This is a genomic window from Anaerocolumna sp. (assembly GCF_032079385.1).
Classification (GTDB): domain Bacteria; phylum Bacillota; class Clostridia; order Lachnospirales; family Lachnospiraceae; genus Anaerocolumna.
In genome coordinates, this window is sequence record NZ_DAMAUC010000002.1 from 101,371 (window position 1) to 123,600 (window position 22,230).

A 22,230-nucleotide genomic window follows, 5' to 3' on the forward strand; every position below is an offset into this window, starting at 1 on the left:
CCCAAAGCAAACATAGTGTTCCAAAGAATGCAAATATAATACTTTTAACAAAATAGCGGTATTTACTCAATCTGAATCGATGGATTAAACTTTTTATATAAATCAACTTCTATTCCCCCTAGCCAAATGAAAACCATAATTTGATAATTTAATAACTAATATCTCTATATATATTAGACGATTTTGAACGGAATTTTGTTTCAATAATTTTAAAAACAGTCAAAATGCAGTTAAAACAGTTAAATAGTCAACTACTTAAAAGTTTTAAATGTAAGTAAATTTGTTTTTCAATTGACCGGCAGTTTTTACCTGAAGTTATCAATTAGCTGCTGCAACTCCTAATTGACTATAAACATTTACAGCATCCATAATGTGCAATTGCTCTGTTTGATGTGTTCCGTCTGCATGTGCAGTCACTAATATATACTCATTACCATTAATACTAGCCAAACTTGCAAGGCAAAGTCCTGCTTCACCGGTATATCCGGTTTTTCCGCCTAAGATTTCCCCTCCGGGTACTTCAGAGGAATCCATGTTTTTAAACATAGTACTACGAAAAGTAAATCCATCTGGATGAGAATTAGAAGGGGTGGTACTGTATCTGCTGCTGGTAAAAACAGTACGAAAAACATCATTCTTTAGTGCATATTGAAGAAGTATAGATATGTCTTTAACCGTTGAATAATGATCATCGTCATGCAAACCTGTTGTGTTACGAAAATGAGTATTCTTCATTCCAAGTTCCTCAGCCTTCCGGTTCATCATCTCTACAAATTCAGATTCAGAACCAGCAATAGCGTCAGCGAAAGCCAAACAGCATTCAGCTCCGGAAGGGAGCAGTATTCCATATAGTGCATCTTTGTACTTTACTTCTTCACCTGGCTGAAACCCAGCCATGGAAGCATTTTGTGAATACAGGTCTTGAAATAACTCCGGCAAAAAAATCAATGTTTGATCTAAATCAGGTGTATTCTCAATTGCAAGTATTGCCGTCATAATTTTAGTTAAGGATGCCGGGTATATACGTTCACTGCTGTTATGTTCCACCAACACCTTTTCACTGTTTAAATCCACAAGAATGGCATTGGGACTATTTAAGCGGTCTAAATCAACCGGTATGCCAGTTGGATTGGCAGTTCTTCTATCCGGCGTTACTAAATCCTTAGTCTTTATATCCGATATTTTAAATGGTTGATCTTCATTCATTGACTGAAGCTCTTTCATTACTATAGGCATAAAGAGTAACAATGATATAACAATAAAAAACAACCCATATAGCTTAATCATTCTTCTGCGATGCTGCTTTTTCTTTTTCCTGACCAGCCGTTTATCTGTTCTATTTTCATTCAAAATAATACACACCTTTCTCTTTTAAAAAACTACTTTCATTCAAAATTATATACAATTTTCTCTTTTAGAAAATAAAAGGAGCTCCAATCCAGTAATCATTGTACCGAATCAGAGCAGCTTGTACTTTAACATTCCATTATTAAATTCCTAAGAAAATATTAATATTCTATTGATATTTACTAATCTTCAAAGGGCAGTGATACGATAAAGGTAACTGTGTTATCTTTACTTTGGGCTGAAATAGTCCCTCCATGTAGTGTAACAATTTCTTTTGCTATTGCTAATCCTAAACCAGAACCTCCTGTAACAGAGGTACGGGCTTCATCCATCCGGTAAAACTTTTCAAAGATAGTTGACAGTTTTTCTGAGGGAATGGTTTTTCCTTTGTTTTGAAAGGTAATAACCATCCTATTATTGTTTTTTTCAGCTGAAATTATTATTTCCGTATCAGGGTAGCTATAGGCTACCGCATTTTTCATGATATTATTAAATACCCTTGCCAGCTTTTCAGAATCTCCATGAATTGTAAGGTTTTCATCTGCCTGAATTATGGCAGTATTTCCTTTTGCAGTTAGGATTGGATAAAATTCATCTATTAATTGTACAAGCATAAAATAAAGATCAATTGTTCCTTTTTCCAAAATAATATGTTGCAAATTATACCGGGTAATTTCAAAAAATTCGTTTATTAGTTTTTCTAAACGGTTTGCTTTATCTAACGTTATATGAACGTATTTTGCTTTCTGCTCCGGTGGCATATCAGGAGCTTCATCTAATAAACTCAAGTAGCCAATTACAGATGTAAGGGGAGTTCTAATGTCATGAGCAAGATACATAACCAAATCGTCTTTACGCTGTTCAGCCAGTTGTGCCTCAAAAGCACGCTTTTCTAAAGTTTGGCGGACAGTGTTTAACTTTTTCTCTATGGCAAACATCTCGTCTGATAAAACAATCTCTTTTCCGTCATCTTTGAGTAATTTATCAATTCCTTGATTAATTTCATTGAAATACTTGGTAAATCCTATAAGAGAAAGCCTGAACAATATAAAGAAGACAATAGAAACAGCTACAATCCATATTATCTCATGATTGTCACGAAATACTTTCTGATAAATATTAAGTGCTTCATAATATCCCAAGGGAAAATACCTTTGGAGCACAGAAACCAGCCAATTTCCTCCTTTTCCACGCCAAACCGAATTATAAATTGCTCCTATAACTGCAAAGGCAATTACCACCATACCCAATGACTGTAAAAACATTTTAGTTTTTAACCGGGAAAAATCAGAATTATTTTTCATTTTATTTTTCAATTTTATAACCCACTCCCCAAATTGTTTTTATATATTTAGGATTTTCTACTGTATCGTTCATTTTCTCCCGCAAATGTCGAATGTGTACGGTAATTGTATTATTGCTTTTACTGTAATATTCATCTTTCCAGATTTCATGAAATATTTCTTCTGCACTTACTACGTTACCTTTTCTCTCAAGAAGGATTTGAAGTATGGCAAACTCAGTAGGAGTAAGAATAAGCTCCTTTTCATTTAATAAGCATTCATGGGTTTTTATATTCATTACAAGTCCGGAATGATCAATAACGGAATCCGTAATCCCATCATTTTGTACCGTATTATACTTTTTATATCGCCGCAGCTGGGCTTTCACTCTTGCCACCATTTCAAGAGGACGAAAGGGTTTCGTAATATAGTCATCCGCTCCCAAAGTTAATCCCGTTATCTTGTCTGTTTCATCATCTTTTGCTGTCAGCATAATAATAGGATACGCATGATGCTCACGTATCTTTTGGCAAAGAGTATATCCATTCATATCCGGCATCATTATGTCTAAAATAGCAAGATCAATTTCTGTACTTTCAATACAAGCAAGAGCATCCTTAGCAGAATAAAACTTAAAAACGGTATAATTTTCATTCTTCAAATATACTTCTACTAAGTCTGCTATTTCGTGTTCATCATCTACTATCAATACTTTATTATTCATTCATATTTATCCCTTCCCTAATACTTATCCCTATATTGTAACATGACAAGCAATAAAATGTGTTTATTTTTGCATAAAAAATTATTAATATTTTCCTAAGATTCATATTTGGGGATAGAAATTACTTTACCAATGGATAATCCAGTATTTATTACTCTTTGATTTTAAAATTTTGTTCCATTTATTTTTGATAAATTTCAAATTCAGCCACCTGTCCACCGCCGGCTCCGGAGTTCTCCGTAATAACAAGTTGTACATATCTTGCTTGTATATCATCAAAAAGCAGCTGTACTTCATTCCCCGTATCAGGATCGAAGGTATATCGCTTCTCCCCGGCAAGGAGAGTAAAGTTCTCACCATCATCACTGATTTCCACAGCAATGGTTTGAGTTCGTTTGCTTTTCGCTTACACTTATCAGTTCTTCCGATTTTGCATCTTGTAAGGATTTTGGGCCCTCATAGAGAACCACTGAGCAAACTCTATAAACTTTTTCCCTTTTTCCATATGCCTATTCCTCCTGAATCGATCCACTTCTATTCTTCCAAGATAACTTTCCAATTAATTTCTGCTCCAAGGTCCGGAGCCTCGTAATCTGCTCTCAGCTGTTTATATTCAGTTCCTATCCCCAATACTTTCATATGGGCCGCTTTCCCCGCCACCACACCGGCAAAAGAATCTTCTACCACCAAACATTCTTCATATTTTAGCCCCAGTTTGTCTGCTGCAACCTCAAATACTTGTGGATCCGGCTTTGATCTGGTTATATCAAGCCCACAGCTGACTTGATCAATATAATGATGGAGTCCGGTTCTTTTCAAAATAAGAGGCGCATTTTTACTTACGGAGCCGATTCCGATAAGAATTCCTTTTTGTCTTAGCATTAAAAGACATTCTTTCGCTCCTGGAAGTATTCCCCGCTCATCCAGTTCCTCCAAAAACTCTTTATAGTATGTATTCTTACGCTCTGCCAGCTCTTCTTTTTCGTTTTCCGTATAGATTTTACTCCCTTTACTTAAGACCACATCCAGTGAATTCATTCTGCTGATACCTTTTTGTCTTTTATTATCCTCTTTTGAAAATTTATCAATTCCAAGCTCTTCAGCTAGTTTTTTCCATGCTCTAAAGTGCAATTCATCCGTGGATACAAGCACTCCATCCAAATCAAAAATTACGCCTTTTATCATCCTACCTACTCCTTCATATTTCATTTTTCTTTTGATTTTTCGTCTTTTAATTTTATTTTTTGTATTACTGCTATTTACTACTATGTCTCCATTCTGGGAGGCAGTAATTGAATTCATCTGTACATTTTTACACAATTATGTTAAACTAATTACACTTGGTTTAACATAAAACCTGCAAAAGAAAGGAACTTAAAAATGACCACTATAAAAGACATTGCACAGGCTGTAGGGGTCAGTTGTACTACTGTCTCCAATGTAATCCACGGAAAGGCAGGCCGTGTATCCGAAGAAACCATCGCTCGTATTAAAGAAGCTATTGATACATTAGGCTATGTTCCGAATATGTCAGCACGCTCTTTGGTGTCTAGTTCATCGAAAGTAATCGGAATGATCAGCCACCTTACTTCAAATAAAAAAGAAAGCATTGTAGAAGATCCTTTTCATTCCGCCTTTATCGGTGCCATAGAGAAAACTTTAAGAGAAAATGGCTATTATTTAATGCTTCGTACCGTAGAAACCACTTCTGACCTTATGAATTTTTTACGCACCTGGAATGTGGACGGACTGTTCTGCACCGGAGTTTTTCAAGATGAATTTTTTGAAGCACTTAGTAATCTTACAATCCCTGTAGTGCTGATTGACAGTTATGTATCCCATCCAAATATCTGTAACGTAGGCCTGGAAGATTATGACGGTGGTTATATTGCTACCAGATATCTGATTGATAAAGGTCATAAAAAGATAGCATTTGCTTCTCCTACTATTCGGGAGAAGGGTGTTGTATTTGAACGTTTTCAGGGATATAAAGATGCTCTAAAAGAGGCTTCTATTCCTTTTAGACAGAACCTTGTATTTGAACAGGAACTTGATATTGATACCACCCTTGCACTAGGAAGCAGTCTTGCCCTGCGAAATGATATCACCGCGGTTTTTGCTACTGCCGATATACTCGCGGCAGGTATTATGTCAGGTTTAAAAGAGGCTGGTAAAAAGGTTCCTGATGATATATCCGTTATAGGTTTTGATGATATTAATCTGTGCCGGTTAACCTCGCCTAAACTAACTACCATTCATCAAGATGCTCCTCTCAAAGGAAAATTAGCCGTTTATTTTATGATGGATAAATTGGATAATAAGCCGATTCTAAACCGGGAAGTCATTCTTCCTATTCATCTTGTGGAAAGAGAAAGTGTAAAGTCTATGCATTATTAACCATAAGGAGATATTTCCACTCTGCTTATGCTGCTTGCTCATAACCTCATTGCCGCTGCGTGGCATTTCAGCAGGAACTTGAACTTCTGCAGAAACAGGTAATTTCCAGCTCCCACTTACCGGAGCTGGGAAACTTACCTGATGAGGTTGAAATCATACACTCCCTTTCAAGTTTCCTTCTTTTTAACTTTACAAGATGTTCTTCTTATAACAATTTCCTCTTGCCCTAATATATATGATTTCCCATAGACCAGTATCTGGATTCCCAAGCCATTTTTAGAAAATATCTTTATGGATTTCTTATCCACATGGAAACTAAGAACATCTCCTTTAAAATGAATTTTAAAAGTATATGCTTCCCACTCTTTTGGCAGGGATGGCGTAAAAGAAAGCAGCTTTCCATCCGACCTCATTCCACCAAAACCACAAACAATATTCATCCAGGCAGCAGCTATGGAAGTGGTATGCAGACCTTCTCCTGTATTTCTGTTATAATTGTCAAGATCCATTCTTGTAGCAAATCCAAAAAACTTATAAGCTTCTTCCTCTTTATCTAGCTGAGAAGCTAGAATAGAATGTACAGATGGAGAAAGTGAACTTTCATGGATACATCTAGGTTCATAATACTCATAATTGCTTTTTAACTGCTTTTTCGTAAAATTATTGTTATATAATAACATCATCATAAGAACATCCGGCTGTTTTAACATATCATTACGATATATCCTGTCATAGGTCCAATGATGATACAAAGGAAATTCTTCTATGGGTATTTTATCAATCTCTACATGAGGGAGATTAAAATAGCCCTCATGCTGTTCAAATATACCGGTTTCTTCCTGATAAGGAATATACATATGCTCTGCTATAATGCGAAATTCCTCAATTTCCTCTTTTGAAAGGCTGTGCATCTTAATAATTTTTTCATAACCGACTGGATTCTTTATAGAATAGCGTTCTAAAACTGTAAGGGTATATTCCATTGTTTTCTTTCCAAGATAATTGGTATAACAATTATGGTTTACCATCATCTGAAATTCATCCGGCCCCATCACCCCATAAAATCCATAACTAGTCTTCTCTTGATTCCAGTCGCCTCTGGAAGCAAGCATCCTGCTGACTTCAATCAGAATGGGAAGCCCTTTTTCAAAGATAAATTCTTCATCCTCCGTAATATTCTCATAATGCCAGAAACCATATGCAACCGCTGTAGAAGCTTGAAGCTGAAGACTTGCATGCTGCCATAAGGAGCAGCATTCCCTTCCCGTAATGGTGGCAATAGGATAAAAAGCACCTTTGCAATCCAAGGCTTTTGCCCTTTCCATAGCTTCTCCAAGTGTCAGATAGCGAAACTCCAGAAGATGCCTTGCGGCCTCTGTGTTATTAAAGATATAAAAAGGCAGGCAATAAGCTTCTGTATCCCAAAAGGTATTTCCACTGTATGCCTCTCCGGTCAGACCTTTCGCCCCAATAATGGTTCCTTTATCCGCACCGTGATAGGTCTGATGCATCTGGAAGATACAAAACCGAATTCCCTGTTGGTTTAATTCATCTCCTTCTATCACAATATCAGAGTCCTGCCAGGTTCTTTCCCACCAGTTAATAGTGTCCTCTCTTAACTTATGGTAAGATAAAGAATGTAACACTTCCTGGTTTTTTCCACACCTTGTTCTAAAATGCGCTTTATCTTCTTCACTATTTCCTTTTCTTGTGAGATTCCTTATGACTTTAACAAACTCTAAGGGTTTGCCTTCTTCTCCGGAAAGCACAAACTTTCTAACCAGCTTCTTACCATTCTCTATATCAGACCACTCCTTGCAATCTACCTGAAACCGGCAGCTTACAAGAACCGACTGTTCTGTGGATATGGTATTGCCAAGCATACTGATACTGTCATTATCTGCTGTAGTACCGTCAACATTCCACATGTTCCTTCCGGTCATGTGATGCATTAGCCCAAAATCAATACCTGAATAAAGAATAATATCTCCCGAAAAATTCAGAGGTGTTATTGTAATCTTCTGAGTGGCTATTTCTGCCTCCTTCATGGATAAAAACCTCTCGAATTCAAGCCTTATTTCCTTACCGTTTTCTAATACCCATACATAGGACCTGGTTAGAATACCGTTTTTTAAATCCAGTATTCTTACATAGTCTTTAAATTCACAGGTATATAGATCCACCTTCTCATTATCTGCCTGAATTCTGGTATACAGCCAATTTGCTGAATTCACAATGAATTCGGTTTTATCTATCATTCCTTTGTAAGAGGATTTTTCTAATTCTGCGGCTTCATAAATTCCGTTAAAATAATTTCCCGTAAGGCTGTCACCTGAATACCCTTCTTCAAAGTTTCCTCTGGTTCCCATATATTCATTTCCCAAAGAAAATATGGATTCGGACACCATGGCGTATTCTTTGCGGAAGCCCTCTTCTATGATCTTCCATGGATGTATTTTATAATAAATATCTGCTGATTTTGCCATACTCTACCCCTTTATTGCTCCTGCTGATGCACCTTCTGTTATTTGTTTCTGAAAAATAGCAAATAATATGACCGGCGGTATTATTGAAAATGCTACCGCTCTTAATACTTCTACGTCCGTTGCATTGGAAGTCCGAAACATAAACAACCGAACCATAACCGTTTCTTTTCCTGATCCATTTAATACAAGATAGGGAAGAAGAAAATCTGACCAGGCAGCATTTACAGCAAATATAACTACCACCATAACAATGGACTTAGACAGCGGCAGAATAACTCTGGAAAAAGTCTTCAGATAACCACAGCCGTCCAATTTGGCCGCTTCCACTAATTCCTTGGGCAGCCGTTCAAAAAATTGTTTAAATAATACTACATAAAATGCATTGGCACCGAAAGAAAGCCAAAGTGGTAAGAATGATTGATTTAATCCAATCCTGTTAATGTTAATAAACAATGCGACAACGCTGGTAGTTGCGGGAATCAGTAAACTCCACATAACCAGTCCATAAATGATTTTATGTCCCTTCGGTTTAATTACACCAAGTACATAAGCCAATAGTCCATTAAATATAACCGCAGATAGAACACTTCCTACAGCAGATATAAGAGAATTTATGTAAAACTTGGCAAATTTCAAATCACTCCAGGTTTTTGCATATACACCGAAATCAAACTGTGAAGGTAATATGGTGGCATTTCTCCGAAACTCTTTGATATCCTTAAAGCTTGCAAGGAATACCCAAATAGGCGGAAAGAGAGACACTATGATTACAGCCAGGCATATAAGGTATATCACAACCAGCAATATTCTGGTCCGTTTGGAATGTAAGTCATAAAAACGAACAGCTCCGTCTTCTTTTTTTCTGTAATTATCAAAAAACATGGAAAACACCCCCTAATTCTCTTTAGAAGCAGTAATCTTAAAATATAATCCGCTTAATATAATCAGCACAATACCCATCATAACAGACAAAGCTGCCGCCATTGGATAATTAAAGTCTCGAAAAGCATAATTATAAACCAGATGCATGATAGATATACTGGCGTTATTAGGTCCTCCATTTGTCATAACCAGAGGCTCGTAAATAATCTGGAACACGGATATAATTTGTAAGATAAGAAGGGTCTTTCCCAGAGCAAAAATGCCGGGTAAAATAATGTAGCGTATTCTGCTGAGTATTCCTGCCCCATCTATAGTAGCCGCTTCATATAATTCAGGATTTATATTGGAAATTCCAGCCATATAAATTAATGCGGTGGAACCTGCACCTTTCCATGTCATAATAATTATAATAAGAGGAATGGTCCACTTTGAATTGGTAAGCCAGACTTGAGGCTCAATACCAATTTTTCCAAGTATAATATTTAAAACCCCTGTACTTCCCGGTCGGAAAAAGAATCCCCACATAAGCACCGTAGCTAACCCCGGCATAATATTAGGAAAGTATATACCCACTCTGAAAAAACTTTTAAAGTGAGTAGTTTCTGTTATCAGCACCGCCAAAAGTATGGGTATGAAAAATCCAATTATCAAAGACCAAAATATGTATACGAAAGTGTTAGAAAAGGCTGCAAGAAAATCCGGATGCTTTAAAACACGGATATAATTTTCAAACCCTACAAACTTCTCCAGTCGGATCCCTTTTGCCGTATAAAGGGAAAGCCGAATGCTTTCTAACAATGGTTCCCACACGAAAAATGCAAATAGCAAAATAGTGGGAAGCATAATAAGCCAGCCTATCCCATCTTTTCTTTTTAATCCTCTTACCGTTATGCTATTTGCACTGTACTTATTTCTTCCAGCCACCTTATCTGTCCTCCTTAGCTTTTACTTATCTGTTTAGAAATTCCACTGATAAACAATTAGCCTTATTTAGAATTGATGGGCATCTTAAAAAAGATCCCCATCAACTTTATAATCTATTTATTTACCGTCTCATCCAAAAGTTTCTGATAGTTGTCATTTGCAGTCTTCATAAGAGATGCAACATCTGCATTCTTATCTGTAATAACTGCTTGGAGGACTTTGGTAAGTTCAGCATACAAATCCTGTGCGGATCCCGCTTCTTCCAGACGTAGATTACCTTCTTTCTTTAATATGTCAAAATAATCATTGTACAGATTCATATCAACATTATTATATTCTTCGGTAACTGCTTTTTCTGCGGCAAGTACTTTTTCATCTACCCAGCATGGGAAACGTGGAATAACAGGTACATTATTATTAATTTTATTTTGATTGTCAGCCTTCATACCTGCGATGGCATCATCCGTTGCAACAGGTGCTTTACCCATGATTTCAAGGTAATCAAGAGCTGCATTGATCTGTTCCGGTGTGGCATCTTTCGAGAACATATATGGAGTACCACCGGATAGGGAATATTGTCCGCCGGGACCTGCAGGAAGAGGTATTAAAGCAAGTTTTTCAGCAGGAAGTCCGTTTACCTGGGTGGGCTGGTTTACCGCATCATTTGCGGCTATGTACATAGCTGCCGTACCGGTTCCTAAGTTTACAAAACCGGTTCCCCAGTCTTCATTGGTAGGATCAGGAGTAAGCACATCATATTCCCACTTTAAGGACTTAACAAATTCCATTGCTGCAATGGCTTCCGGAGTATTTACATTTGCTATGAACTTTCCATCTTGTACCAGCGTTAATGTTGCACCAAAATCCCATGCAATATTACTAAAATGCCAGCCGCCTGCATTATCCTTTGCCAAGAGACAAAGTCCTGCCTGACCTGTCTTATCTTTGATGGTTTTTGCTGTCTGTGCAAGTTCTTCCCATGTCTTAGGATATTGAGGATATCCATCTTCATCTACTAAGCCTGCTTCTTCAAAAAGTTCAATATTAATCATAAGCCCAAGTGCGTAACCATCACGGGGAATACCGTAGATTCTACCGTCTTTTGATAATAATTCACGAATGGAAGGGTTCATCACCGTGTCCCAACCTCTTGCTTTTAATTCATCTGTAATATCTGCTACAAAACCACCACTGATTAATTTCTGAGGTTCTGTATACCATGTTTCAAAAATAGTAGGCAGATTACCAGACTCAGCAAGTGAAACAAAAGTATCTGTTGCATATTTGTAATAAGCAGGTACTACTTCAACGTTTGGATTTTTTTCGTTAAAAGTCTTTACATAGCCTTCATGAAGCTTAATATCATCTGTTAATGTATCTTCCGGCCAAATACCAAGTTTTAGCTGAATCTTTTCAGCGGGAGCTTCTGTGATTGCTGCTTCTGTAGGTTTAGCAGTATCTGTTGTAGGAGGTGTTGTTTGAGCGGAATTGGTTTCCTCCACTTTATTGCCCTTTTTGCAGCCTGGCAGCATAGTTACAGTCAGCAAAAAACACAACAGCAGGCCAATAAGTTTTTTTGCTTTTTTCATAATTTTCCCCTTCCTTATAAGAAATTATTATATAGTTTTACGTTAAACTCAACCTGCAAAAATTTTATGTATTGTTCATTTAACGTTAAACCTATTATAGCATTTACAAATTTTACTGTCAATAGAATTTAATTATATAATTGATTAATTTTCGCTTCGTCTCCACAAGCATCAGAAGTGTCCATGCTATATCACATGAAAACCTCTTATTACAATATCAATACGGCCTTAATAAAGACAGATGAAACTACCATAAAGGGGATGAGCTAAGTATTTAATTCTCTTTACCTTTTATAACAAAATGTTATATAATAGCACTAGGTACTAATTCACTGTTTTTCGAATTTATGAATTAAAGATTTTAGCTTAGGGAAGGTTAATGTTACTAACAGAAACTTTACATAAGTTAGTTTTGTAAGCATTTCTAATGTTAAAAGGAGTTATAAAAATGAAAAAGCATACTAAAATCTTTTTACTTTCCATTCTAGTATTTCTCTGTCTTATTCTTGCAGGGTGCAACAAGGATAAGCAGACTGGAAAGCAACACATTGCCTTAATTCCAGAGGAAATTACAAAAGTAGCCGTAACCCATATCCGTAGCAGCAAGGAGACTGAATTTACCATTGAGGGAACTGAATTGGAGGAACTAAAATCATGGGCATCGAATTTGTCTATGGAGCACAAAGTTTATCAAGACGGTTCAACACCAGGTGACGTTGATGGCGGGGAAGTTTATAGTTTTAATATGGATAACAACTATGCTGGTTTCTCATACATCATGAACGGGAAGAATGATTGCTATCTGTTAATTGGTGATGAATGGTATGTGGTTTCAGATCCAATAGCTCCATTTGATGAAGGTGAATTGAAATCTTCTACTGAGGAGGAACAAATTAAGTGGGATAGGATTCCAATGGTAATGGTGGAGGATACTCTTTACCTCGATACCGGTAAGCAAATACCCGTGGAAATTGAGGATTCTGCAATTATAGGTACAATCACATCAGAAGTAGATAGTACAGAAGTTCCATTAAAAAACGAGCAAAGTAATTTTGGCTGTATCGGTGCGGAATACGCTCTATATAAAGATGGAATTGTTGTTATGCTTAATAATGAATGGCAGTTTTTCCAAAGAGAAGCAAAAAAACTTTCTTTGGACATAGTGACAGAATTGTCTCAAAAGAAAGAGGCACTTTCATGGAATGATTTTGAAAACTATGACAGTATAGAAGTTGGCAGTGGTTTATACATTTTATGCTATGATATAGATGACAACTTCTACCTGCTTATAGGCGGTGGAGGTAAACACGAAGCTCCTATGTATATAAGACTTGTGAGAAAAGATAACAAGGAGGATTATATAGATATTCGAACAGACAATGTAGAAAGTTTTATTTCAAAATAATAACAATTTTCTTTAATAGCAGTAGATTTGCAGTAAAATTCAGAATAATGGCTGGTGACTTTAAAGGTAGTTTATCCTACAGAAAAGACAATCCTGCAAGGTGACATAAAGGATATCGGCGCACTTGCAAGATTGTCTTTCTTTACTTATAGGCTTATCTTTTCTTAACCTACAGGATAATTCTTTCTATACATTTTGTTATTCTTAGCCAAAGCAAAGAATAAATTACATCTATTAATTTTCAAATACTTTATGAGGATTTAATATATTCTTCGGATCAAAAGCTTTCTTAATTCCTCTCATGATTTCTACAACCACCGGATCCATGGATTCTAAAAGATAAGACTTTTTCGCATATCCGATTCCGTGTTCACCGGATACCTGACCATTTAATTCTCTTGCTTTTTCATAGATATGATCCATAGCTGCTTTCATCTTTTGCTCCCACTCCTGGTTGCTTAAATCATCCTTTAAGATATAAGCGTGGAGGTTGCCATCTCCTGCGTGGCCAAAACTCTTAATTCGAATATCTACTTTTTCATGAAGATTATGAATGTATTCCACCATCTCATTAACAGAACTTCTTGGAACAACAACATCCACTTCATCCATATAGGTAGTGGAACCTTTAATAGCCTCTAAGAATGCACCTCTTGCTTTCCAGATGGATTCTTCTCTTTCTTCCGTATCAGAGATTAGAATATCCATTGCCCCTTGTTCTAAACAGATTTGTGCCACTCCTTCATAGACCTTTTCGATTTCTTCTACAGAGTTACCATCAAATTTTAGTAACAGATAGGCATCAGCAGAATTATCTGGGAACTTTTTACCCAAATATTTTTCTGCGTCCATAATTACTTCCCTTTGCATAAATTCAATGGCAGTAGGAATGGACTTTGATTTTATGATTAAGGGTACAGTTCTTATAGCTTGCTCTAAGCTTGGAAATGGTATTAATAAACTGATGGCTTTTTGAGGTAATGGTAATAGTTTTAATACGGCTTTCGTAATAATTCCAAGTGTTCCTTCCGAGCCTATCATTAAATCCTTTAAAGCATAACCAGTACTGTTCTTTACAACCTTTCCCCCAAAGGTTGTAATATCTCCATTAGGCAAAACCACTTCAAGTCCACGGACATAATCTCTGGTAACTCCGTATTTAACCGCTCTCATTCCACCTGCATTGGTACTGATATTACCTCCTATGGTAGCAGATTTTTCCCCTGGGTCCGGGGGATAGAATAAGTCTCTCTCTTCTACGTAAGCTGCCAAGTCCATTAATAATACACCTGGCTCTACCGTGATAGTAAGATTATCTTCATCCAGCTCCAGTACATGATTCATTAAGCCGGCTTCTAACATAATGCCATGTTCCATGGCTACAGAAGAACCCACCAGACCGGTTCCTGCTCCACGGGGCGTTACCGGAATAGTATGCTCGTAAGCGTATTTCATAACCTTAGCAATTTCTTCTGCTGAGGTTACCCTTACCACTACATCCGGGTAACTTTCAGTACCGCTTAATTCATCATGGCTATATTCTTCGTTGATATTTTCACCATAGAGTACCCGCTCTTTATCTCCAATAATGCTCTCTATGTATTCTATATCTTTTTGATCCAATCTTTTATAATTCACAATTAAGCCCCCTTTTTTGCCTTTAACTTATCAATTAATTCCGGTATGATTTCATATAAATCTCCTACTAAACAGTCATTTGCCACTTTAAAGATTGGAGCTTTCTCATCTTTGTTAATAGCAATAATATGATCAGAATGGTCCATGCCTGCCACAAACTGAATAGCACCGGACACGCCGCAGGTGATAATAAGTTTTGGTCTGACTGTTCTTCCGCTTAATCCGATTTGACGTTTTGCTTCCATCCAGCCTGCTTCTGCCATTGGTCTGGTACAGGCAAGCTGACCTCCCAATAAATCTGCAAGCTTCTCAAGCATGGCAATATCCTCTTCCTTTTTCACGCCACGACCTGCTACTACTAATACATCGGCACCTTCAATAAATTGTTCTTTTTCTTTCTTAATAATATCCAATACCTCTACATTGGTCTTTAAGAATTTGGTGTCTATATTACAGAATAGGATTTCACCGGATTCCTCTTTTTCTCTCATGGGAGCATCCATAACTTTATAACGTACGGTTGCCATCTGAGGTCTATGATTCGGAGTCAGTATCTGCGCCATAATATTGCCGCCAAAAGCAGGACGGATTTGTATCAGATCTGTATCTTCATTCATATCCAATATGGTACAATCTGCTGTTAAACCGGTCTTAAGTCTTGCCGCTACACGAGGTGCTAACTGACGTCCTACCGTAGTTGCACCTACTAAGATAGCCGTTGGTTTTATATTCTCTATAAAATCCTTAAATACTGCCGTATATGGCTCTATTTTAAAACGGTCTAATTCTTTAAAATCATATACGAAGATTTTATCAATACCATAATGAAGAAGTTCCTTACATTTATCAATTATATTGCTTCCCATTATAATTGCGTATACAGGATGATGAATCTTTTTGGCAAGCTCTTTTGCTTTACCAATTAATTCATAAGTTACGGGATGGATATCTCCGTCAATATGGTCTACATAGACAGCTATACCTTTCCATATAGATTTATCAATTGCTTCTACTTTCTCTTCCACATATGTTGCAGCACCTTCCGGTCCTTTTTTCACACACAATTTGCACATCTTACAGGCAGCATTAACTCTTACTTCTCCCTCTGCTTCTTCTAAAGCACCAAAAGGGCAAATGCTGATAAATTCTTTTATATTATCAATTTTACTTTGATTAATAATAAGCTTAGCCATGTTTATATTCCTCCTATACCAGTTTTAACTCTTCTAATTTATCGTAAAGCCGGATTGCCAGTTCTGAACTATTACCTTTCCACATTACCTGTTCTGAATTCACTTCTGGCGGGAAGATTCGCTGCACTTGCGTTGGTGAGCCATTTAGTCCATAGTGCTTTTCATTCTTATCCTCCAGATCGTCAAAAGTAATCCATGTGATTTCTCGGCCTTTGGAGGCTTGTTTTTTCAAATAAGACGGCAGTCTCGGGGTAAATATGTCTTTATCCACTGATAGAAGGCAAGGAAATGGCACTTTAGTTATCTCTATATCCTCTGCCATATCCATTTCAACAATAATAGAATCTTCATGGATCTCTTTTATTCTACATACATTAGACACACTTGGAATCTGCAGCCATTCTGCAACTTCAGGTCCTACCTGGGCAGTATCTCCATCTGTTGTTTGTTTACCACATAAAATCAAATCAAACTGACCTAACTTTTTAATTCCCTGGGATATGGTATAACTGGTTGCCAGTACATCAGCCCCACCAAATTTGCGATCCGATATAATTGCTCCCTTATCTGCTCCCATGGAGAACGCTTCCCTTATAATACTAATAGCCTGATTAGGTCCCATAGTTATAGCGGTAATGGTTCCTCCTTTTTCCTCGCGAATCCTTAGTGCAGTTTCAATGGCATATAAATCATAAGGATTCATCTTAGAGCTTACGCCATTTCTTTTAAGTACGCCGGTAACGGGATCTACTTCAACTTTGTTGGTTTCAGGAACTTGTTTAATACAAACTAAAATATTCACAGAACTACTCCTTTCAAAATTGGTACTACCACTTTTGCTAAAATATAAAGTGGCAGCTAATTGGTAGTACCACTTGTTATTCTAATTATATAATTATTTCAGTCCTGGGTCAATAAGTTATTGGTAAATATACAATACTTATTAATTATTTCACGTAATCTTTATCCATATTCCATAAATTTTAAAGAAAGAGGCATCCCAATTCAATTTGTAATCAAAATGTGATTCACTCCTTCTTCCCGTATTCAACTCTTTCTTCCATATTTGTATATCAAAACCTTAATCCTTACTTGACAAATTTCTTTAATTTTTCATCAATTAATTCAAAATGTTTATATATTGATTTTCTGCCCAGTTCCTTGTCTTTTGTCAGCAGACTCTTAACCATTCCCCGATGGGCTTCATATAAACCATCTCTGCTGTCATCACTGCTTAATATTTCCCTTCTTAAATCCACAATAAACTGGTCCACTATGGTGGATAGGGCCTGCAATATATTCAGAATTAATACATTCTTCGATGCCACAGCAATGCTATAATGCAGTTTCTTATCCAAAATTACATTATTCTCTTCTGTCACATTCTCCAGCTGGGATATAATTTGTTCCATATGTTTTAATTCCGATTCTGTAATATGGTCAATGGCTAACATTAAAGCTTGCATTTCCAATCCAAGTCTCAACTGACTGATTTGTTCATAGTTAATCTGATTTAGCAAGAACATCATAGACATGGACTCTACCAAATTATTCTCAAAGTTTCCTTGAACATAATTACCGGCACCGTGCTGGCTGGAGATAACCCCCATGATATCCAAAGTACGAACTGCTTCACGAACTGAATTCCGACTGACCCCCAGTGTCTCAGATAATTCTCTCTCTGCCGGCAGTTTATCACCTATTTTTAACTGACCGGCAATAATCTGATGCTTAATATAATCAACCACTTTTGTATAGGATTTTTTCTGTAACTCTTTTTCTTCCATGACTCCTCCTACTTTCCTACGCAGTAACAGTTTCCTTTTTAGCTTTCCTCTTTTTTAACTGACCGGCTTTAACGTCATTTAAACTAGCAATTTCTGTGACTTTTTGCAGTAAATCTTTAACTGTTACTGTTCCATAGTACTTTCCTTCTTTTGTAACAACAATCATATCATACAACTTTTTATTTATTCTTCCCATTGCCAGATAGGATACGGTGCTGATTGGTGTATAATAATCCACTGATAAAAATTCTGTATCCATAACTGCAGAAATAGGTTTCTTATGAAAAATGCTAAATCCATGCTTTCCGCAAATCCTTAAGGTAATACTTTCTTTTGTAATAATTCCCAATACAAAGTCGTTATCCGTAACACATAATCCATTAATATCAGAGTCTTCCATGAATTCATTATACACCTCTTCTACTTTTACAAAGGGTGCTCTGACTTGTGATTTGCTAGAAATATTACCAATTAACAAATTAGGCAAAGACCTAATTTGACTATAATTTCTCTTATTTAACTCATTGATAAAAACAATTAAGTTTTTATCTATCTCTTTCATAGATTCATCCGGCTTTTGGATCAGGTAGCCCTGTCCATAATGTACTCCCATCTCCACCAGGACTTTTAATTCTTCCATTGTCTCAATGCCTTCTGCAATCAAATTAATATTGGTAAGATGCGAAAACTCCAGCATACTTTTTACCAATGCATACTTTACATTATCCTTATCAATATTTCTAATTAAATTCATGTCTAATTTAATATAATGAGGACGAATCTCACTGATTAGATTCAGACCTGAATAGCCGGCACCGGCATCATCAACGGCTATCTGGTATTGCTGTTTTTTATAGTGATTGATTACAGCTTTAAAACTATCCATATCCTGAATGGCATTTCGTTCGGTTATTTCGAATATAATGTTTTCCGGTCTAATATCATATTCTCTTAAACATTCTTTTGTAAAACCATCACGAAATTTTTTATCATGCATTACTTTGGGATTTACATTAATGAATAGTTTTTTGTCATAGGGCGACTTTATATATACATTTGCTGCTTTTAAGGATTTCATTCTGCATAACAGTTCCAAATCCCATAACCGGTTATAAATGCCTGCTGATTGAAACAATTCCTCCGTATTCCGAATCAATGTTTGGCATGTCACTCTGCTTAAGGCTTCATATCCTAAGATATGCCCGTCTCGTAAGGAAATAATCGGCTGAAAAACTGATTTAATCTTACCCTTTTCAATGATATAGTCCAGTTCTTCTCTGATGTTATCCCCCATGTATCTTCCTCCGTCTGTTAATAAACAGATTTTATCTAATATTATGTAATAAATTTTAATCCTATCGTAAAATTAAATTCCATATATATTATCTGAAATTTTTGTAAAGTCTTAGCATTGCTACTGTAAAATGAAAGTAAAAATTATAACCGCCTGTCTTAAAAATGAATCTGATTTCTGCTATTATAGAGGGTTTTATATCCAAAATGTAAAGTACAGAATATCGTTAAGCAAACAGAAGTACATATGGCAATCATAATGGATATCTGATACAAAATAGCGGTGGTGGGAAGTGTTCCGGATAAAATCTGGCCAGTCATCATTCCGGGTAAAGATACAATTCCCATTCCTACCATAGAGTTCATGGTTGGCAGTAAAGCTGTTTCAATAGCGTTATTTACATATGGAAGAAGAACCTTTTTAGGAGTTGCCCCCAGATTTAGAAGGGTATCTATTTTTCCCCTTTCTGATCGGATGTTTTCATTAAAAGTTTTAAGCCCCAAAGTTACACCAGTCATAGAATTTCCCATAATCATACCCGCCAATGGAATGGTATATTGGGGATTGAATATACTTTTACCAACTACAACTATAACAAAATAAGAAAGTATGAATATTCCTGAACCTGCAAGGGATATAGAAACAGCCCATTTGAACTTAGAATTCAATCCTTTATTCTTATTCAAAACTCGCTTTATGGAGAATGCAACCATAGCAATAATATAAATAGCTACAAAAACAGGATGTGGGTTCTTAAATATATAAGTTAAGATTAGACCTGCAAGTACCAACTGTACCGTCATTCTCAAACTGGCTATGATTAAGAATTTGCTTTGATTTATTTTGGACTTTTTCATAATAGCCAGAACAATGATAAGAAGTAAATAAACCAAACTAAATTGTAGAATGTTTAACTGAACAGCTCCCTGCATTACTCCACCCCTCTCTCTATGGTAATAATTTCTTCTGCAAACTTATCTGTTATTTTAGGATCATGACTTACTATAATTACTGTAATTCCCTTCTCTTTTGCAAATGTAATCACGTTTTCCATTACATCATTACTATTTTCTTTATCTAAAGCGGAGGTCGGTTCATCCAACATAATTATTTTCGGCAGGAATGATAAATAGATAGCAATATATACCCTCTGTTTTTCACCTCCGGACATAGTGATACAATCTTTATCTAAAGGAAAAGGTATACAGCATAGTTTAAGAAATTCCTTCATAATTTCTCTGGAAGGGGCAGGCATATCACGATAACGATAGAATTCTTTAAAATTGTCCTCAATACAGCCATCGAATAAATAAACGGACTGGCTGATTAACAGTACCTCCTTTCGTAATTCAATGGTATCCATTTGAGAAATATCATAACCATGATAGAATATGGTTCCATTGCTTGGAGATAACATACCATTAAATAATTTTAACAAAGTAGACTTACCGGTACCGCTTCTTCCTACAATAAAGTTTACTTTCCCTTCTTTGATTTGTATATCCTTATATTGAATTATCTGATTAAAACTTAAATTTTTTGTTTCTAATAGAATCCCATTCAAATCACTATTCTCCTTATTCCTAATCTGTTCTGTTTATCTATATACTGGCATTATGTTCATTATAATAATTGTAAACCCTAATTTCAATTGTTAAAAGACTAATTCTAAAATATATGCCTTTTGATTTTTCTATAAAGGTGTTAAAAAGCATTTATACTTATTATTTTAAGATATTTTAGGGTATCACAGTTAGAAAACTTTGATATCCTTAAGATAAAAGAAGTCCATTATAAACTATCATTGTCAATAGGCAATGAGGCTGTTATAATAAGACTTCCTTCAATTTTATATATTTACACCTGACATTCACATGATATGTAATTAAAATAAATATTTATTTTAATTTAAATATCTTTATAATCTGATCCAAACAGTAATTGAAATCTCTCTCTGCCACTGTTTTTGAAACTCGGATTGGAAATTGTTTATATACCTCCCCATTTACCCATATATCAATATACCCTACGGTACTGCCTCTATAAATAGGCGCTTTTACCACTTCTGGCATAGTATATGTGTAATCTACCTTATCGTTCTTGCCTAATAATAACTCTAAATTCCCTTCCACGTAAGTATCTGTAATACTTTCTAAACCATTCTCCACCATAATAGATTGAAAATCCTCCGTACCTTCAAATATGTTTTTATATTCAAAATTATCCAAACCATAATTCATTAATTTTGTAGTATCGCTCCATTTTAAATTTTTATTTGGTGGCCAGCCGCTGCCTAATACAGCAGAAACCAATGTTTTGTTATTCCTTTTTACTGCACCTACAAAACAATAACCTGCTTTCCCGGTAAATCCGGTTTTTACACCGATAGCACCATCAAATATGTACAAAAATCTATCTTTATTGCTTACCGCAAATTTTCTTCCGGTCTTCACTTCACTAAAATTCCATATAGACTCATTGGTAATCTTAATAAATTGTTCGTTCTTAATAGCATAACTAGCTATTTTCGATAATTCTACTGCTGTAGTGTAATGTCCGTCCGCATCCAGCCCATTCGGTGTTACAAAGTGAGTGTTCTTACATCCAATCTCTTTTGCCTTATCATTCATCATTTTTGCAAAACCTTGTACGGAACCACCTATATGTTCTGCAATAGCTACTGCCACATCATTATGGGACTCCAACATAAGGGAATATAACAAATCCTTTAATATGTACTGCTCCCCTTCATTGATACGCAATTGAACATCTGGCATGGTAGAAGCATATTTTGAAACGGTTACCACATCCTCTAGATTCCCTTTTTCTAAGGCTATGATGCAAGTCATAATTTTGGTGGTACTTGCCATGGGTAAAGGTTCATTACCTTTTTTCTCATACAAAACTCTGCCGCTATCTGCATCCATTAAAGCAGCCCCGATAGCGTGTAATTGCATATTGGGGTATTCTACAGAAGTAGATTCAGGAACTGTATCCTTAGAATCCTTAACTTTAATATTCTTATCATCAATTCCTTTTATCCTTACCTCCTCAGCTTTTACTTGGTTTTGTATATTTTTGTATTCCTGATCAAGCTTATTGCCCAATGCCTGGTAATAAGTGAATGAGGCAAGATATAAAATAAACATTGTAGCTACTACGGGAAGAATTTTCTTTTTCAAAGCACGTTACCCTAATATATATACTTATTTTTATTTTATAAATATTTTAGAATAATATGCTTAGAAATGTAACGTTATTTATTTATAAATTAAACTTTA

General features: G+C 35.9%; 18 protein-coding genes and 1 pseudogene. 2 read left to right on the forward strand and 17 right to left on the reverse strand.

Annotated features, from left to right (window positions below):
- Positions 1-318: 318 nt before the first annotated feature.
- The 5 genes and pseudogenes from RT261_RS02160 to pgmB form a co-directional block, all read right to left on the reverse strand.
- A complete protein-coding gene (locus RT261_RS02160; RefSeq protein WP_313128789.1) occupies positions 319-1,350 on the reverse strand; it encodes a D-alanyl-D-alanine carboxypeptidase family protein in 1,032 nt (343 codons plus the stop codon).
- 179 nt (positions 1,351-1,529) lie between these two features.
- Positions 1,530-2,651 carry a vancomycin resistance histidine kinase VanS gene (gene vanS, locus RT261_RS02165; protein WP_313129303.1) on the reverse strand — a complete coding sequence of 374 codons (1,122 nt, stop codon included), beginning with the start codon at positions 2,649-2,651 and terminating at the stop codon, positions 1,530-1,532.
- Position 2,652: 1 nt separating this feature from the next.
- Positions 2,653-3,354, reverse strand: a complete 702-nt coding sequence (vanR, locus tag RT261_RS02170; RefSeq protein WP_313128791.1) for a VanR-ABDEGLN family response regulator transcription factor — start codon at positions 3,352-3,354, stop codon at positions 2,653-2,655.
- Positions 3,355-3,535: 181 nt separating this feature from the next.
- A pseudogene (locus RT261_RS02175) lies at positions 3,536-3,742 on the reverse strand (discoidin domain-containing protein); the annotation flags it as partial.
- A 146-nt stretch (positions 3,743-3,888) separates the two neighbouring features.
- Complete coding sequence (gene pgmB / locus RT261_RS02180) at positions 3,889-4,539, reverse strand: beta-phosphoglucomutase (RefSeq protein WP_313128793.1); 651 nt, start codon at positions 4,537-4,539, stop codon at positions 3,889-3,891.
- Positions 4,540-4,734: 195 nt separating this feature from the next.
- Here pgmB and RT261_RS02185 point away from each other — a divergent pair, with 195 nt between their 5' ends.
- Positions 4,735-5,751, forward strand: coding sequence for a LacI family DNA-binding transcriptional regulator (locus RT261_RS02185; RefSeq protein ID WP_313128795.1), 1,017 nt, complete (start codon positions 4,735-4,737; stop codon positions 5,749-5,751).
- A 167-nt stretch (positions 5,752-5,918) separates the two neighbouring features.
- On the opposite strand, the gene RT261_RS02190 is transcribed toward RT261_RS02185, so the two are convergent.
- The 4 genes from RT261_RS02190 to RT261_RS02205 all read right to left on the reverse strand — a co-directional run bounded on the left by RT261_RS02190 (position 5,919) and on the right by RT261_RS02205 (position 11,632).
- Positions 5,919-8,237, reverse strand: a complete 2,319-nt coding sequence (locus tag RT261_RS02190) for a glycoside hydrolase family 65 protein (protein ID WP_313128797.1) — start codon at positions 8,235-8,237, stop codon at positions 5,919-5,921.
- A gap of 3 nt (positions 8,238-8,240) precedes the next feature.
- Positions 8,241-9,119 carry a carbohydrate ABC transporter permease gene (locus tag RT261_RS02195; protein WP_313128799.1) on the reverse strand — a complete coding sequence of 293 codons (879 nt, stop codon included), beginning with the start codon at positions 9,117-9,119 and terminating at the stop codon, positions 8,241-8,243.
- A 12-nt stretch (positions 9,120-9,131) separates the two neighbouring features.
- The gene (locus tag RT261_RS02200) at positions 9,132-10,043 is read right to left on the reverse strand and encodes a carbohydrate ABC transporter permease (RefSeq protein ID WP_313128801.1); all 912 of its coding nucleotides are present in this window, start codon (positions 10,041-10,043) and stop codon (positions 9,132-9,134) included.
- A 113-nt stretch (positions 10,044-10,156) separates the two neighbouring features.
- Complete coding sequence (locus tag RT261_RS02205) at positions 10,157-11,632, reverse strand: ABC transporter substrate-binding protein (protein ID WP_313128803.1); 1,476 nt, start codon at positions 11,630-11,632, stop codon at positions 10,157-10,159.
- A 448-nt stretch (positions 11,633-12,080) separates the two neighbouring features.
- Here RT261_RS02205 and RT261_RS02210 point away from each other — a divergent pair, with 448 nt between their 5' ends.
- Positions 12,081-13,037 (forward strand): hypothetical protein, encoded by a 957-nt coding sequence (locus RT261_RS02210; RefSeq protein ID WP_313128805.1) that lies wholly within the window; start codon positions 12,081-12,083, stop codon positions 13,035-13,037.
- Positions 13,038-13,271: 234 nt separating this feature from the next.
- Here the strand turns inward: RT261_RS02210 and RT261_RS02215 are convergent, their stop codons facing one another.
- The 8 genes from RT261_RS02215 to RT261_RS02250 all read right to left on the reverse strand — a co-directional run bounded on the left by RT261_RS02215 (position 13,272) and on the right by RT261_RS02250 (position 22,131).
- Positions 13,272-14,675 carry an FAD-binding oxidoreductase gene (locus RT261_RS02215; RefSeq protein WP_313128808.1) on the reverse strand — a complete coding sequence of 468 codons (1,404 nt, stop codon included), beginning with the start codon at positions 14,673-14,675 and terminating at the stop codon, positions 13,272-13,274.
- Between the two features lie 2 nt (positions 14,676-14,677).
- On the reverse strand, positions 14,678-15,868 hold the full coding sequence (locus tag RT261_RS02220; protein ID WP_313128810.1) for an electron transfer flavoprotein subunit alpha/FixB family protein: 1,191 nt from the start codon (positions 15,866-15,868) through the stop codon (positions 14,678-14,680).
- A 13-nt stretch (positions 15,869-15,881) separates the two neighbouring features.
- Positions 15,882-16,670: an electron transfer flavoprotein subunit beta/FixA family protein gene (locus RT261_RS02225; RefSeq protein WP_313128812.1), complete on the reverse strand. Its 789-nt coding sequence runs from the start codon at positions 16,668-16,670 to the stop codon at positions 15,882-15,884.
- A gap of 286 nt (positions 16,671-16,956) precedes the next feature.
- Positions 16,957-17,655, reverse strand: coding sequence for a FadR/GntR family transcriptional regulator (locus tag RT261_RS02230; RefSeq protein WP_313128815.1), 699 nt, complete (start codon positions 17,653-17,655; stop codon positions 16,957-16,959).
- A gap of 16 nt (positions 17,656-17,671) precedes the next feature.
- Positions 17,672-18,949 (reverse strand): EAL domain-containing protein, encoded by a 1,278-nt coding sequence (locus tag RT261_RS02235; protein ID WP_313128819.1) that lies wholly within the window; start codon positions 18,947-18,949, stop codon positions 17,672-17,674.
- A 158-nt stretch (positions 18,950-19,107) separates the two neighbouring features.
- Positions 19,108-19,881 carry an ABC transporter permease gene (locus tag RT261_RS02240; protein WP_313128822.1) on the reverse strand — a complete coding sequence of 258 codons (774 nt, stop codon included), beginning with the start codon at positions 19,879-19,881 and terminating at the stop codon, positions 19,108-19,110.
- The gene (locus RT261_RS02245) at positions 19,881-20,513 is read right to left on the reverse strand and encodes an ABC transporter ATP-binding protein (protein ID WP_313128825.1); all 633 of its coding nucleotides are present in this window, start codon (positions 20,511-20,513) and stop codon (positions 19,881-19,883) included. Before RT261_RS02245 ends, RT261_RS02240 begins: the two co-directional genes overlap by 1 nt.
- Positions 20,514-20,847: 334 nt before the next feature.
- Positions 20,848-22,131: a D-alanyl-D-alanine carboxypeptidase family protein gene (locus tag RT261_RS02250; RefSeq protein WP_313128828.1), complete on the reverse strand. Its 1,284-nt coding sequence runs from the start codon at positions 22,129-22,131 to the stop codon at positions 20,848-20,850.
- Between the last annotated feature and the right edge of the window lie 99 nt (positions 22,132-22,230).